Below are 15,293 nucleotides of genomic sequence, written 5' to 3' on the forward strand. Positions count from 1 at the left end.
TTGCGTTCTAACAGTGAGTTGCTTATGATAAATGAACAGAAGAGAATATTTTTTAGAATTAAAGGAGACGTTTATGCAAAAGTTTGAACAAGCTGTTTCATATATTGAAAATGGTGAAGCGGAAAAAGGGTTACAATTATTAAAAGAACAATTAAAAATTGCAAATGATGAAGAGAAGTATGATATCGCTCGTTACTATCATACACTTGGATTTACAGATGAGGCATTAGCGATTACTGAAGACTTACGTTTACTGTATCCGGAAGAAAGTGAATTCACTGTATTTTTAGCAGAATTATATATTGATCTAGATAAAGAAGATGAAGCGATTGAAGTACTTCATGATATTCCAGAAAATGACAATTTATATGTTCAATCTTTATTACTTGTTGCAGATTTATTCCAAATGCAAGGTTTTGATGATGTAGCAGAGCAAAAACTATTAAAGGCGAAAGAAATGATGCCTGATGAACCTGTTATTACATTTGGGTTAGCAGAATTATATAGTAGTAAAGGTGAAGAACAAAAGGCAATTACTTATTATGAATCGCTATTAGCGGAACATAAAGTAATGGGTGGTGTTGTGATCGCACTTCGTCTCGCAGAAACGTTAAGCGCAATCGGAAACTGGGAAGAGGCAATTTCTTATTATGAAGCAGGCCTAGAGGAACAAAAAGATATTCACTCATTATTTGGATATGCCTTCACATTATACCAAGGTGAAGAATATCAGAGAGCAATTGGTGCTTGGCAAGAACTAAAAGAATTAGACCCTGAGTACGCATCACTGTACATGTATTTAGCGAAAAGCTATGAAAAAGAAGGGATGCTTCAAGAAAGCTATGAAACGCTTCATGAAGGAATTAAAGTAGATGAGCTTTCAGTTCCGTTTTATGTAGAGTTAGCGAACATTGCGGCGAAATTAGGAAAAATAGTAGAAGCAGAGGAAGTTCTTCAAAAAGCGCTTGAGTTAGATCCAGGACATTTAGGCGCAACATTAAAATATGCGTATATCTTAAAAGAACAAGAAAAGTACGAAGAGTTAATTGCAATTGTAGAGCGTGCTATTGATAGTGGAGAACCAGATACACAACTACTTTGGGACCTTGCGTATGCAAAAAAACAATTAGAAATGTATTCGGATGCATTAAAACACTATGAAAGTGCATATACTTCTTTTAAGAATCATCCAGACTTCTTAGAAGAATACGGTTATTTCTTATTGGAAGAAGGAAAGCGAAAAGAGGCGAAAGAAGTATTTACCCAGTTATTACAACTAGACCCGACACAAATTCATATTGAAGAGTTGTTATATAATTTAGAGGATTTTTCATAAGTTGGAAGGAAACTGAATGCCGCTTCTTGAATCTAAAAAGAAAAGAGAAAGACAGAGGAGGGACTTAATTGCTATGAATACCCCTGTTTCTGTAAACGAGAAGAAGGATTTTGTAAAATGGTTTTTGAATAATTACCAACTGAAACAGCGTGAATGTGTATGGATTCTGAATTATTTAATGAGTCACGATCAATTAATGCATAAAGTCCACTTCGTAGAGCATGCAAAATATTGTCCGCGTGGCTTAGTGATGTCAGCGAATTGTGTGAAAGACACACCGTTTCACTTTTTTAAACAAAATGTTATGACAACAGATGCTGAAAAATCGTTTCATGATATTCGTTTAAATCGAGATGAGGATATTTATATTCAACTCAACTTTAAATCATCGTTTCAAAATGCGAATTATGTAGCTGTATTAGAAGAAAACCCATATCTACCAAAGCATATTGAAGTAAATGAAAAAGATCGTTTGCTTGCAGAAAGGTTTTTGGAAGAAAGTGTATTTTCGTTTAGGAGAGAACGCCTTTTGAAACAAATTGATGAAGCGTTGGATAAGCAAGATAAGGAAGCGTTTCATAGATTAACGGCAGAGTTAAAGACTTTATAGAATTTATTTGGATTAATAATTTTTTACAAATTTCAGACTTTTATCAAGAAAAACTACCTATATTGGGTAGTTTTTCTTTTTTTACCTCTTTTAGTATGGTTTAATATATATAAAGTGAAAGTTCTGTCATTTGTAAGTGAAGGAGGGAAGGAATTTGAAGTGGATTGTAAAAGATGTGGAACAGTTTGAGCAAGCAAGAGAGTATGTTGATACAGGAGTAATACCGCTTTTATCAATTTCGGCAGCAAAAGAAATGAAAATGGTTGTAGAACAAGGTGAATTTATAGAATTGTTGAGTATGGAATTGGAAAGAGAGTATAAAGGCAGGGTGCTTTTACTGCCTGCGTTTACGTATTTAGTAGAAAGTCAAAAGAATGAAAAAGGTCGTTTGCAAGAATGGACAAATCATTTACGAAGCGAAGGTTTTAAGCATATTGCTTATGTTACAAGTGATTTTTCATGGAAAGAGGATATACAAGAGTTACAGGGAGATTTATTTTGGTTTCCTTCATTAGCACTAGAACAATTTAGTGATCAAGCAAAAAGAGAAGTTATTCATGCACATATAAAAAATATAATGGTGATGTTGGAAGATAAGTGGGGAAACTAATAATAAACAGAAAGTTCTTATTATTATGAGTAGTATGATATTGACCTGTGCATGAGCGTATTATATCATGATAGTGTCCTAGTTTTTATTTTTTATATAATTTATCACGAGGGGACAATTTCTGATAGAGGGGGGAAATTTTCGTGAGCGAGAAAGAACATCGCGTGTCAAGAAGACAATTTTTAAATTACACACTCACAGGGGTAGGAGGCTTTATGGCTGCCGGTATTTTAATGCCGATGACGCGATTTGCGCTTGATCCGGTGTTAAGAAAAGAAGCCGGAACAGATATGGTTGCTGTTGCGCAAGTAAAGGATATTACAACAGAGCCGAAGCGTTTCGATTTTAAAGTGAAGCAGGTTGATGGTTGGTACAAGTCTGAAGAACCAAAATCGGCTTGGGTTCATAAAGATGAAAGCGGAGACATTGTTGCGTTCTCTCCAGTATGTAAACATTTAGGATGTACAGTTAACTGGAATTCGGACAAAGCACATCCGAATCAATTCTTTTGCCCATGTCATGGGGGTCGTTATACAAAAGATGGGATTAACATTAAAGGTACGCCACCCCTTGCTCCGCTTGATGTGTACGAGTCTAAAGTGAAAGATGGAACGCTGTATCTAGGAAAAGCGAAGCCAAGAGGGGGTGCAAAGTAGATGTTAAATAAAATTTATGATTGGGTAGATGAAAGATTAGATATTACACCGATATGGCGTGATATCGCTGATCATGAAGTACCTGAACATGTAAACCCGGCACATCACTTTTCTGCATTCGTCTATTGCTTTGGAGGACTTACCTTTTTCGTTACTGTAATTCAAATTTTATCTGGAATGTTTTTGACGATGTATTATGTGCCTGATATTAAAAATGCTTGGGAATCAGTTTACTATCTACAAAATGAAGTTGCTTATGGGCAAATTGTTCGTGGTATGCACCACTGGGGTGCTAGTCTCGTAATTGTAATGATGTTTTTACATACACTCAGAGTTTTCTTCCAAGGTGCGTATAAAAAGCCCCGTGAGTTAAACTGGATTGTTGGTGTTCTTATTTTCTTTGTTATGTTAGGTCTTGGTTTTACCGGATATTTATTACCGTGGGATATGAAAGCTTTATTCGCTACAAAAGTAGGGATTCAAATTGCAGAGCAAACACCGCTCATTGGTCCTTATATTAAAACATTACTCGCTGGTCATTCCGAAATTGTTGGCGCTCAAACATTAACTCGCTTCTTTGCTATTCACGTCTTCTTCTTACCAGCAGCACTTCTAGGTTTAATGGCCTTCCACTTCATCATGATTCGCAAACAAGGTATTTCCGGTCCACTATAAGAGATTGCTAAATTAAAGGGGAAAGAACTAAAGGAGGGAGATTATGCATCGCGGCAAAGGGATGAAGTTTGTAGGAGATTCTCGGGTACCAGTAGCTCGGAAACCAAATATTCCAAAAGACTATTCTGAATACCCAGGGAAAACAGAAGCATTTTGGCCGAACTTCTTGTTAAAAGAATGGATGGTTGGTGCAGTTTTTTTAATCGGTTATTTATGTTTAACAGTGGCGCATCCGTCGCCGCTTGAGAGAATGGCGGATCCAACAGATGCTGGGTATATACCACTTCCAGATTGGTATTTCTTATTCTTGTATCAGTTATTAAAGTATTCTTATGCTTCTGGTTCATTTACTGTAATTGGAGCGTTTATTATGCCAGGGATTGCGTTTGGTGCATTACTGTTAGCTCCATTTCTTGATCGAGGTCCAGAAAGACGTCCATTGAAGCGTCCTGTAGCAACTGGATTTATGCTTTTAGCAATTGCTTCGATTATCTTTTTAACTTGGGAATCTGTAGCACACCACGACTGGGAAGCTGCAAAAAAACAAGGAGCAATTGTAAAAACAGCGCCAGTTGATAAAAATGATGATGGCTATAAATTAATGCAAAAAAATACTTGTTTAACATGTCATGGTGACAATTTACAGGGCGGGGCGGCAGCACCGGCACTGCAAAACTTAACTTTAAAGCCAGAAGAAATTGCTAAAATTGCGAAAGAGGGAAAAGGTTCAATGCCTAAAGGTGTATTTAAAGGTACGGATGAGGAACTGAAGAAGCTCTCGGAATTCGTTGCAAAGTATAATAAAAAATAATAAAAAGCTGACTACAAAATTTGTAGTCAGCTTTTCTATTTAGTTGGATGAAGTTTGTTATAATAGAGTAGGATTTAGTGAATGAATTACTTTTCTTGAAAGGTGTTGGACATACAGATTGGTGTACTTGTATGCAATGTTAAGACAACGATCGGTATTATTATTTTTATTAATTGTTAACATATTAGGTACAATTTACGGATTTATATGGTACGGAAATCAATTGAAAGAAACGTCACCTATATTTTGGCCGTTTGTACCAGATAGTCCTATGGCGAGTCTCTTTTTTGTCTTTGTTTTAATTGCTTTTTTGACAAAGAGAAACTGGGGATTAATAGAAGCGTTAGCGATTGTTACTTTAATAAAATATGGTATTTGGGCTGTTGTTGTAAACGCAATTATGATTTACGTAAAAGGTCCTATTGGCCTTATGGGCTACATGTTAATGCTTTCGCACTTTGCGATGGCAGTGCAAGGTTTTTTATATGCTCCATTTTACCGTATAAAAAAATGGCATTTTATAGCAGCGGGTGTGTGGACGTTGCATAACGATGCAATTGATTATTTATTTTGGCAAATGCCGCGATATGGAATTATGCATTTGTTTGTAGAGGGAATTGGTTATTTTACGTTTTGGTTAAGCATTGCTGTACTATGTATTACATATTATTGTTGCTTACGTGAACATAGGAAACAATTTTCTTTATGATGGTTAGAACTTTTAGGGGGAGAACATGGAGAAAAATAAGAGTGGTACAAAAATATTGGATCGATTGATTACTTTAGTTGTTTCATATAGCATAGCATTTTCTATTTTTGCACTCGCAACAACGGCAGTTGTGTATGGAAAATGGCTGTATTATTTTGAAATTGATTTTTTAAATATTCCTGATTTAGCGGATATGACGAAGGATGAAATTAAAAGAAATTACGATGTGCTTATTACATATTTATCCCCGTTTTATGACGGAGCATTACATTTACCAACATTAGATATGTCTACAAATGGCCGTATTCATTTTGTAGATGTTAAAAATATTTTAGTAAAGATTCAATATGTGATGTATGCGACAATTATGATTGCAGTGATAGGCGGAATTTATTTATTAAAAAAGAAAAATGAAAAGTTTTTACTGCACGGATCGATTTTAACAATCATTTTTCCGATAGCGCTTATGTTACCAATAGCTATTAATTTTGAAAAGAGCTTTGTATTATTCCATAAGTTTTTATTCAGTAATGATTATTGGATGTTTGATATTGAAACGGATCCAGTTATATTAATGCTACCAGAGGAGTTCTTTATGCATGCTGCGTGTGCTATTTTATTATTCATTTTAGGTGGTAGTATACTTTGTTACAGCTTATATAGATATTTCGTAAAAAAGAAAAGGGTGTCAAAGAAAAAATTCTCTGCTTAAAGAGAATTTTTTCTTTGTAAAACGATAATATATTTTTCGGTTCAGTTCTGTTCTATTCTTGTCCAAATTAACATATTTTGTACTAGTAGTTATAGGGGGGACCGGGATGAAGAGAACATTAATTGGATTGATAGCATTTCTAATTATAATGTTTCCGTTACGTATATATGCTGAAGAGTGGAATGAGCTAACAGGGTTGTTAGACGACTCGTTACAGTTAGTGAAGCGTAATGAAGATGAAAAAGCAGTACAAGTATTACAACTTTTCTCAGAGCAATTTTTAATGAAGGGGAATGAAAAGAAGCAGGAAGTAACACCAGATCAAGTTAGAGTTATTTCTTTAGCTTACGACAAGGCACAGCAATCGCTCTCTGAAGAAGGCTTAGGTAAGCAAGCTAAAATGGATAATGTGTTGGCATTACAACTTGCTGTTGACGCGCAAGTATCGAAATATCAACCGCTTTGGATGGAAAGAGAAAGAAAAGTAATGGATGCCTTTTCTCAAATGGAAAAAGCGATGGAAAAAGAAGATGTTGGGCAATTTCAACAAACGTTAAATGCATTTTTAAATGAATTCAATATTATTTATCCAAGCTTAATGATTGCTTTGCCAGAAAATGAGGTACAGCGTGTAAATGTTCATTTATCTTATTTGGATGAATTTCGTAACGTTATGTTAAAAACGAAAGGTGGCCAAATGCAATTAGGGATTATTAAAGGGGATTTGCAAAAGATATTTCACACAGTAAAAAAGGATGAAATTGCACCCTCTCTCATTTGGTTTATGACAATTACTGGGGGGCTTATTTTATTCACATTAACTTATGTTGGATGGAGAAAGTATAAAGGAGAGAGAGAAAAAAGAAAAAGTAATGTGCATTCTAAAAATAGATAATGCAATAAATAAAGATATGGATTGTAAGGTTTATTCATTGACAATAGTGGCAGAAAAAAATAGAATGAGAAGTACTATAATTAAAACTTCAATGGAGGTTCATGATGTTTTATTTAATTTACTTCGCGATCATAATGATCATACCGTTGTATGCACAGTCAAGAGTACGTAGTGCCTATAGCAAGTATTCACAAGTTTATTCAACATCAGGTATGACAGGAGCGGAAGTGGCTCGAAAAATTTTAGATGAAAATGGACTATACAACGTAGCTGTGGAAGAAACACCAGGTCATTTATCAGACCATTATGATCCAACGGCCAAAACGGTTCGATTATCAACAGATAACTATTATGGTCATTCAGTTGCTGGTACAGCAGTTGCAGCACATGAAGTAGGACACGCAATTCAAGATGCGCAAGATTATAACTTTATGCGTATTCGTCATTCGTTAGTTCCTGTGGCGAATTTTGGATCGAATATATCATGGGTATTTATTATGATTGGTATATTTGCGACAATGTCGAAACTATTGTTATTAGGAATTATTTTAATGGCTGCAGGTGTTGTGTTCCAACTTGTTACATTACCAGTTGAGTTCGATGCTTCAAAGCGTGCAATGCAACAAATTGAAGCGTTAGGTATCGTATCAACAGATGAATATGGCCAAGCTCGTAAAGTATTAAATGCAGCAGCATTAACATATGTAGCAGCTGCAGCTGTAGCGGTATTTGAATTATTACGTCTCGTATTAATGTATACTGGTATGCAGCGTAGCGACGACTAAAGACTATCAATTTTGATAGTCTTTTTTTGTTGTGTGGATTGAATTATATAATGTATTGCAAATAGAAATAATAGAAGTAATGCGGAAAGGCGGTGGGGGGAAATGAAATATCCAGACCATTTAGTAAAACAAGTGAAAGAGCGTAGTGCTCCTTATCAACTAGAAGGTTTTTTAAGTGGACAAGGTCCTGAAAATCCCAAATTTATGTTGTTAGGAGAAGCGCCTGGTGAAACAGAAATTCATAATGGGATTCCGTTTAGCGGGAGGTCGGGAAAACAATTAATGGGTTTTTTAGAGCGTATTCACGTTACAAGGAAAGAAGTATATATTACGAGCGCTGTTCGGAGTAGACCTTATAAATGGCGAGAGAAAAAAGAACGAAATGGTGAAAGCATACAAAAAAAGTATAATAGAACGCCAAATCAAGGAGAAATAGTTGCCCATGCGCCTTTGTTAGATTATGAATTAGAGAAAATAAATCCGAGGCTTATCGTCACGCTTGGAAATATCGGTCTTCAACGTTTAACAGGAAAAAATAAAAAAATCACAGATGTACACGGGCAATTATTAAAACAGCCCATTCAAAAATTAAAGGATATGCAAAGTGCAGAGTTTACATGGTCAGAGAATGAATATCATGTTTTTCCAACTTTTCATCCAGCTTCCATTTTTTATAATCGGAGTTTATTGGAGCTTATTTATGAGGATTTGGAGAAGCTTAAAAGACTTGTAATAAAAAACTAGAAAAGCTAAGGCGCTCTTCTAGTTACATTTAATTATGTAAAGGGTTTTTATTTTCATCCAACGTAAAACCTTCACCAACTACATCATGTACGTCACTTACTGCAACAAATGCATGAGGATCTACAGAAGTAATGATATTCTTTAATTTCACGATTTCATTTTTAGCAACAACGCAATACAGTACGTTACGTTCCACTTTTGTATACGATCCAACAGCCTTTAAAAAGGTTGCTCCGCGCTCCATTTCAGATAAAATTTTGGCAGCAATTTCATCATTTTTCTCTGAGATAATAGTCGCTCCTTTGGCGGCATAGGCTCCTTCTTGCATAAAATCAATGACTTTAGCCCCGATAAAAACAGCAACTAACGTATACATACCCTCGCGGTATGATAAATAGGTAAGAATAGAGACGACGATAACGACAGCATCGAACATAAACATCGTTTTACCCATACTCCAGCCAACATATTTGTGAGCTAGTCGTGCGATAATATCTACACCGCCAGTAGTCCCGCCATATTTAAATATTATCCCAAGGCCGATACCGATAAATGCCCCGGCGAATAAAGCTGCGAGTGTCATATCATTTTGCAAGTTTAAATGTAAGTTGAGCACTTCGTAACGCTGGAAAATCCATAGAAATAAAGATACGCTAAAGGTGCCAATTAATGTATATAAAAATGTCGTTCTGCCAAGTAACCTCCAACCAATAAAAAATATAGGGATATTTAAAATTAAGTTTGAGTAGGAAGGATCAAACTTAAATAAAAAATACAATAATAGTGTAATACCAGTAAACCCACCCTCTGCAAGGTGGTTTTCAATATTGATATTGACAATACCGAAAGAAAATATAGCGGAACCGATTAAAATAAAAATAATATTTCGCATCTTCAATTTTGATGTCATATAGAAATCCCCCTAATTATGTAATGATTACATTGCTCCGCTGAAACGGTAAAACATAATAAGTAATTTCTAGTTGCTAGTGAAAATAGTAAGAGCCCGATTGGTATGGGCTAATCTTTTGCAAAAAGCGCAAAAGAAAGTTTCACTTTATTATAGTCTATCCAAAAAAGGGTCGCAAATAGGTGTTTGGCGGGGAATAATATTTGTCAAATCGCGATGAATTGGCTAACATGAAAGAGGAAGGATTAGAGGTGAATAGTATGGAAGCAAAAACGATGAAAGATATGCAGAAAGAAGTAGATGCATATATTGGTCAGTTTAAAGAAGGTTATTTCAGTCCGCTTGCAATGATGGCTCGTTTAACGGAAGAAATGGGGGAGCTTGCAAGAGAGGTAAATCATTATTATGGTGAGAAACCAAAGAAAACGACTGAAAAAGAAAATAGTATTGAAGAAGAGCTTGGAGATGTATTATTTGTTATGATTTGTATGGCAAATAGTTTAAATATTGATTTAGAGACAGCACATAACATTGTAATGAATAAATTTAATACACGTGATAAAGATCGCTGGACACGTATTGATGAGGGAGAGAAAGAATAATGAAAGAAATTAAAGTAATTATCGCTGGACCAAGAGGACGTATGGGGCATGAAGCAGTCCTTCTTATGGAAAGAACGGAACATTTTAATTTAGTAGCAGCAGTAGATTATAAGCATGGTGGAGAGAAGATTTCTGATTTACCTGGCATGCCAGCGTTACATACGCCGATTTACGCTGATTTACATACTTGTTTAGAGGAAGTAGAAGCAGATGTATTGTTAGATTTAACAACACCAGAAGTAGGGAAACAACACGTTACACTTGCAGTTGAGCGTGGACTTCGTTCTGTTATTGGTACAACTGGATTTACAGAAGAAGAATTAAAACGTTTAACAGAGAATGCAAAAGAAAAAGAAGTAGGAACAATTATCGCTCCAAACTTTGCGATTGGTGCAGTTCTTATGATGAAATTCTCACAAATGGCAGCGAAATATTTCCAAGATGTTGAAGTAATTGAATTGCATCATGATCAAAAATTAGATGCGCCATCTGGTACAGCTGTAAAAACGGTAGAATTAATTCGTCAAAATCGTGAATCAAAGCAGCAAGGTCATCCGAATGAAGTAGAGCAACTAGCAGGTGCACGTGGTGCAAATGTAGATGGTATTCACATTCATAGTGTACGTTTGCCAGGGCTTATTGCACACCAAGAAGTAATGTTTGGTGGAGATGGACAAATGTTAACAGTTCGTCATGATTCATTCAATCGTACATCATTTATGTCAGGTGTAAAACTATCAATTGAGACAGTAATGAACCTGGATCATCTTGTGTACGGTTTAGAAAATATTATCGACTAAAGGGGAGACAACGGATGAAAATTGCCTTAATCGCACATGACAAAAAGAAAAATGATATGGTTTCGTTTGCATACGCATATAAACCAATTTTTGAACAACATGAATTATTTGCAACAGGAACGACAGGGCTTCGTATTATGGAAGCGACTGGATTAGTTGTAACAAGATATCAATCTGGCCCTCTTGGTGGAGATCAAGAAATTGGTGCAATGATTGCAAAAAACGATTTAGATATGGTGATTTTCTTCCGCGATCCATTAACAGCACAGCCGCATGAACCGGATGTAAATGCATTGCTTCGTTTATGTGATGTATATGCGATTCCACTTGCAACGAATATGGCAAGTGCTGAAATGTTAATGCACGCATTAGAGCGAGGAGATTTAGATTATCGTAAGTTAAGAAAATGAGGGGAACAATTATGAGTGGATTACATATATTAGCGTTTGGTGCTCATGCCGATGATGTTGAAATCGGCATGGCTGGTACCATCGCTAAATATACAAAGCAAGGGTATGAAGTAGGTATTTGTGATTTAACAGAAGCTGATCTTTCTTCCAATGGAACGATAGAGTTGAGAAAAGAAGAAGCAGAGGTCGCAGCTCGTATAATGGGAGTAAAAACGAGGCTGAATTTAGCGATGCCAGACCGTGGTTTGTATATGAAAGAAGAGTATATACGTGAAATTGTCAAGGTGATCCGTACATATAAACCAAAACTAGTTTTTGCGCCATACTATGAAGATCGCCATCCAGATCATGCAAATTGTGCAAAGCTTGTGGAAGAGGCTATTTTTTCAGCAGGAATCCGTAAATATATGCCGGAACTTTCACCACATCGTGTGGAGTCTTTTTATAATTATATGATTAATGGTTTTCATAAACCGAATTTTTGTATAGATATAAGTGAGCACCTCTCTATAAAGGTGGAAGCATTAGAAGCGTATGAAAGTCAGTTTTCAACAGGGAGTGATGGTGTTAAGACACCGTTAACAGAAGGTTACGTTGAAACTGTGATTGCTCGTGAGAAGATGTTTGGAAAAGAAGTTGGAGTCTTGTATGCCGAGGGATTTATGAGTAAGAAACCGGTTTTATTACATGCTGATTTATTAGGGGGATGTAAATGAAATTAAAAATAGGTATTACATGTTATCCTTCTGTAGGTGGTTCTGGAGTTGTTGGAACAGAATTAGGAAAGCAATTGGCGGAACGCGGGCATGAAATTCACTTTATTACATCGGGTTTACCATTCCGGTTAAATAAAGTATATCCAAACATATATTTTCATGAAGTAACGGTAAGCCAATACTCTGTATTTCAATATCCACCATACGATTTAGCGTTAGCAAGTAAAATGGCAGAAGTTGCACAAAGAGAAAACTTAGACATTTTACATGTGCATTACGCAATACCACATGCAATTTGTGCATATTTAGCAAAACAAATGATCGGAGAGCGTATTAAAATTGTTACAACCTTGCATGGAACAGATATTACTGTGTTAGGTTCCGACCCGTCGTTAAATAATTTAATTCGTTTTGGTATTGAGCAATCGGATGTTGTTACTGCTGTCTCGCATTCATTAATTAACGAAACGCATGAGCTTGTAAAACCAAGTAAAGAAATTCAAACGGTATATAACTTTATAGACGAACGCGTATATTTCAAGCGTAATATGTCTCAATTAAAGAAAGAATACGGTATAAGTGATAGTGAAAAAGTACTTATTCATATTTCGAATTTCCGTAAAGTGAAGCGTGTGCAGGATGTTGTTGAGGCATTTGCTAAAATTGTTAAAGAAGTAGATGCGAAGTTGCTTCTTGTTGGAGACGGACCAGAATTCTGTACGATTTTACAGATAGTGAAGAATTTACATATTGAAGATCGCGTTTTATTCCTAGGGAAGCAAGATAATGTTGCAGAACTACTTGCGATGAGTGATTTAATGTTGCTTCTATCAGAGAAGGAAAGTTTTGGTCTTGTTTTATTAGAAGCAATGGCGTGTGGTGTACCTTGTATCGGAACACGGGTTGGAGGTATTCCAGAGGTTATTCAACACGGGGAAACAGGATATTTATGTGAAGTTGGCGATACAACAGGAGTGGCAAATCAAGCTACTCAGCTATTAAAGGACGAGGAACTTCACCGCAATATGGGAGAACGAGCAAGAGAAAGTGTTTATGAGCAATTTCGCTCAGAAAAAATTGTTTCACAATATGAAACGATTTACTATGACGTACTAAGGGATGACAAAAATGGAAATATTTAAAAAAGCTAGTTCTATTATTGAGACATTAAAGCAACAAGGACATGAGGCTTACTTTGTTGGTGGGAGCGTACGAGATCTTATTATCGATAGGCCGATTGGAGATATTGATATTGCGACATCTGCTTTACCAGAAGAAGTGATGGCTATATTCCCAAGAAATGTTCCTGTTGGTCTTGAGCATGGAACTGTAATTGTTGTAGAAAATGGTGAGCCTTATGAGGTAACTACTTTTCGAACAGAAAGCGAATATGAAGATTTTCGAAGACCTAGTAGTGTTCAGTTTGTTCGTTCATTAGAAGAGGATTTAAAACGTCGTGATTTCACGATGAATGCAATTGCTATGACAGAAGAAGGCGAAATGGTTGATTTATTTGCTGGGCAGGAAGCCATTCAACAGAGAGAAATTGTGACAGTTGGAAATGCTGCTGATCGTTTTCAAGAAGATGCCCTGCGAATGATGCGTGGTATTCGGTTTGTAAGCACGTTAGGTTTTTCATTAGAAACGAAAACGAAGCAAGCGATTGAAACGTATGGGCATTTGCTAGAACATATAGCAATTGAGCGCATTACAGTAGAGTTTGAGAAACTGTTAACTGGTACATATTGTGTGAAAGGTCTCAAAGAATTAGTAGAGACGAAGCTATTTTCTCATTTGCCATATTTACAAATGTCAGAAGAGAGACTGTTAAAAGCTACGCAGTATAAATGGGATTCTTTCGAAACGGATATTGAGGCGTGGGCATTTTTCTTATATTGTATCGGAGAAGAACATCCATCTGTTTTTTTACGTCAATGGAAGTTTTCAAATAAAAAAATAAAAGATATTGTTGCAGTTTTATTGGCAATACGTACTAGAAAGGAGAAGGATTGGGATACAGTCCTTCTTTATAAAACGGGAATTCATATCGCTGAAATGGCAGAGAGAGTATATGAAGCGATGATTGAAAGCTATGACCCTACATCTGTTAAACGAGTACAATCAATGTTTCACGCATTGCCAATCCAGAGTCGTCAAGAAATGAATGTGACTGGTAATGATTTATTAAACTGGGCAAACAAAAAGCCTGGTCCGTGGGTTGCTGACATGCTTCAGAAAATCGAGGAAGCAATCGTACAAGGAAACGTAGTTAATGAGAAAGAGCGTATAAGGGAGTGGCTGCAAGGATGCAATCTACTATAAGAAAGCAGTTATTGCAAGTTTTTTCTGAAGCGGATGGCGAGTTTGTATCCGGCCAAACGATTAGTGATAAACTTGGTTGTTCAAGAACTGCCGTGTGGAAACATATGGAAGACCTCAGGAGTGAGGGATATGAACTTGAAGCTGTGCGTCGATTAGGTTACCGAATTGCAAGTAAGCCAGACAAAGTGACTGCTAATGAAATTCAGTTAGGGCTACAAACGAAGCGAATTGGTAGAACAGTGTATTTTGAAGAAACTGTTGAATCAACGCAGCACATTGCAGCAAAACTTGCTTATGAAGGTGCAGAAGAAGGAACTATCGTTGTAGCAGAAGAACAAACAGCGGGAAGAGGTCGTTTAAGCAGAAAATGGTATTCACCAAAAGGAACAGGAATTTGGATGAGTATTATTTTACGTCCATCAATCCCAGTTCATCATGCACCGCAACTTACTTTGTTAGCGGCTGTTAGTGTTGCACAGGCAATTGAAAAATGTACAGGTGTAAACGTGGGAATAAAATGGCCAAATGATATTTTAATTCAAGGTAAAAAGGCTGTAGGTATATTAACAGAAATGCAAGCGGATCCTGATAAAATTAATGCTGTTATTATGGGCATCGGTATTAATGCGAATCAAAAGCAAGAACATTTTGATGAAGAAATTCAGCACATTGCTACTTCATTAGCGATTGAATCAGGTAAGCCGATTGTTCGTGCAGAACTTATGCAACAAATCTATTTACAACTAGAAAAATTATATGAAGAGTATTTACAAAATGGTTTCTCTGTCATTAAAATCCTTTGGGAAAGTTACGCTGTGAGCATCGGGAAAGAAATTACTGCTCGAACGATGAGAGAGACGATTACGGGGTTAGCAAAAGGAATCACAGAGGATGGTGTATTACTTCTGGAGGATCATGAGGGGAAAGTACATCATATTCATTCTGCAGATATTGAAATTAAGTAAAAGAAGTTCCTCTTTTGGAACTTCT

At 36.2% G+C, this 15,293-nt stretch carries 19 protein-coding genes; 18 read left to right on the plus strand and 1 reads right to left on the minus strand.

Going from position 1 to position 15,293, the window contains the following annotated elements; genetic code table 11:
- The first annotated feature begins 73 nt into the window (after nucleotides 1-73).
- The 11 genes from RT27_RS05720 to RT27_RS05770 all read left to right on the plus strand — a co-directional run bounded on the left by RT27_RS05720 (nucleotide 74) and on the right by RT27_RS05770 (nucleotide 8,543).
- On the plus strand, nucleotides 74-1,336 hold the full coding sequence (locus RT27_RS05720) for a tetratricopeptide repeat protein (protein WP_043935501.1): 1,263 nt from the start codon (nucleotides 74-76) through the stop codon (nucleotides 1,334-1,336).
- Between the two features lie 73 nt (nucleotides 1,337-1,409).
- Nucleotides 1,410-1,946 (plus strand): ReoY family proteolytic degradation factor, encoded by a 537-nt coding sequence (locus RT27_RS05725; protein WP_001095925.1) that lies wholly within the window; start codon nucleotides 1,410-1,412, stop codon nucleotides 1,944-1,946.
- A 136-nt stretch (nucleotides 1,947-2,082) separates the two neighbouring features.
- Nucleotides 2,083-2,556, plus strand: coding sequence for a YpiF family protein (locus RT27_RS05730; protein WP_105434158.1), 474 nt, complete (start codon nucleotides 2,083-2,085; stop codon nucleotides 2,554-2,556).
- 143 nt (nucleotides 2,557-2,699) lie between these two features.
- Nucleotides 2,700-3,212 carry a menaquinol-cytochrome c reductase iron-sulfur subunit gene (gene qcrA / locus RT27_RS05735; RefSeq protein WP_001290418.1) on the plus strand — a complete coding sequence of 171 codons (513 nt, stop codon included), beginning with the start codon at nucleotides 2,700-2,702 and terminating at the stop codon, nucleotides 3,210-3,212.
- Complete coding sequence (gene qcrB, locus RT27_RS05740) at nucleotides 3,213-3,887, plus strand: menaquinol-cytochrome c reductase cytochrome b subunit (RefSeq protein WP_000932700.1); 675 nt, start codon at nucleotides 3,213-3,215, stop codon at nucleotides 3,885-3,887.
- A 43-nt stretch (nucleotides 3,888-3,930) separates the two neighbouring features.
- Entirely contained in the window at nucleotides 3,931-4,698 is a 768-nt protein-coding gene (qcrC, locus tag RT27_RS05745) for a menaquinol-cytochrome c reductase cytochrome b/c subunit (RefSeq protein WP_000554603.1), read from the plus strand.
- Between the two features lie 118 nt (nucleotides 4,699-4,816).
- A complete protein-coding gene (locus RT27_RS05750) occupies nucleotides 4,817-5,407 on the plus strand; it encodes a DUF1405 domain-containing protein (RefSeq protein WP_043935502.1) in 591 nt (196 codons plus the stop codon).
- Between the two features lie 25 nt (nucleotides 5,408-5,432).
- Nucleotides 5,433-6,119 (plus strand): TIGR01906 family membrane protein, encoded by a 687-nt coding sequence (locus RT27_RS05755; protein ID WP_016082254.1) that lies wholly within the window; start codon nucleotides 5,433-5,435, stop codon nucleotides 6,117-6,119.
- 106 nt (nucleotides 6,120-6,225) lie between these two features.
- Nucleotides 6,226-7,014, plus strand: coding sequence for a sporulation protein YpjB (gene ypjB / locus RT27_RS05760; RefSeq protein ID WP_043935503.1), 789 nt, complete (start codon nucleotides 6,226-6,228; stop codon nucleotides 7,012-7,014).
- 101 nt (nucleotides 7,015-7,115) lie between these two features.
- Complete coding sequence (locus RT27_RS05765; protein ID WP_011109966.1) at nucleotides 7,116-7,799, plus strand: zinc metallopeptidase; 684 nt, start codon at nucleotides 7,116-7,118, stop codon at nucleotides 7,797-7,799.
- 102 nt (nucleotides 7,800-7,901) lie between these two features.
- Entirely contained in the window at nucleotides 7,902-8,543 is a 642-nt protein-coding gene (locus tag RT27_RS05770; RefSeq protein ID WP_043935504.1) for a uracil-DNA glycosylase, read from the plus strand.
- 28 nt (nucleotides 8,544-8,571) lie between these two features.
- Here the strand turns inward: RT27_RS05770 and RT27_RS05775 are convergent, their stop codons facing one another.
- The gene (locus tag RT27_RS05775; RefSeq protein WP_000202121.1) at nucleotides 8,572-9,453 is read right to left on the minus strand and encodes a YitT family protein; all 882 of its coding nucleotides are present in this window, start codon (nucleotides 9,451-9,453) and stop codon (nucleotides 8,572-8,574) included.
- 260 nt (nucleotides 9,454-9,713) lie between these two features.
- Here RT27_RS05775 and RT27_RS05780 point away from each other — a divergent pair, with 260 nt between their 5' ends.
- The 7 genes from RT27_RS05780 to RT27_RS05810 are packed head-to-tail and all read left to right on the plus strand — an operon-like array spanning nucleotide 9,714 to nucleotide 15,268.
- Nucleotides 9,714-10,055 (plus strand): nucleotide pyrophosphohydrolase, encoded by a 342-nt coding sequence (locus RT27_RS05780; protein ID WP_014894810.1) that lies wholly within the window; start codon nucleotides 9,714-9,716, stop codon nucleotides 10,053-10,055.
- Entirely contained in the window at nucleotides 10,055-10,855 is an 801-nt protein-coding gene (dapB, locus tag RT27_RS05785; RefSeq protein ID WP_043935505.1) for a dihydrodipicolinate reductase, read from the plus strand. The genes RT27_RS05780 and dapB overlap by 1 nt, the downstream gene beginning before the upstream one ends.
- Before the next feature lie 14 nt (nucleotides 10,856-10,869).
- Nucleotides 10,870-11,265: a methylglyoxal synthase gene (mgsA, locus tag RT27_RS05790; RefSeq protein ID WP_000684765.1), complete on the plus strand. Its 396-nt coding sequence runs from the start codon at nucleotides 10,870-10,872 to the stop codon at nucleotides 11,263-11,265.
- A gap of 11 nt (nucleotides 11,266-11,276) precedes the next feature.
- The gene (gene bshB1, locus RT27_RS05795) at nucleotides 11,277-11,981 is read left to right on the plus strand and encodes a bacillithiol biosynthesis deacetylase BshB1 (protein WP_043935506.1); all 705 of its coding nucleotides are present in this window, start codon (nucleotides 11,277-11,279) and stop codon (nucleotides 11,979-11,981) included.
- Nucleotides 11,978-13,123 (plus strand): N-acetyl-alpha-D-glucosaminyl L-malate synthase BshA, encoded by a 1,146-nt coding sequence (gene bshA / locus RT27_RS05800; RefSeq protein WP_029441857.1) that lies wholly within the window; start codon nucleotides 11,978-11,980, stop codon nucleotides 13,121-13,123. Before bshB1 ends, bshA begins: the two co-directional genes overlap by 4 nt.
- Complete coding sequence (locus RT27_RS05805; protein WP_043935507.1) at nucleotides 13,110-14,303, plus strand: CCA tRNA nucleotidyltransferase; 1,194 nt, start codon at nucleotides 13,110-13,112, stop codon at nucleotides 14,301-14,303. Before bshA ends, RT27_RS05805 begins: the two co-directional genes overlap by 14 nt.
- Nucleotides 14,288-15,268: a biotin--[acetyl-CoA-carboxylase] ligase gene (locus RT27_RS05810; protein ID WP_016082248.1), complete on the plus strand. Its 981-nt coding sequence runs from the start codon at nucleotides 14,288-14,290 to the stop codon at nucleotides 15,266-15,268. Before RT27_RS05805 ends, RT27_RS05810 begins: the two co-directional genes overlap by 16 nt.
- Nucleotides 15,269-15,293 lie beyond the last annotated feature (25 nt).

Source organism: Bacillus sp. L_1B0_5 (genome assembly GCF_000836715.1).
Taxonomy (GTDB): Bacteria; Bacillota; Bacilli; order Bacillales; family Bacillaceae_G; genus Bacillus_A; species Bacillus_A thuringiensis_S.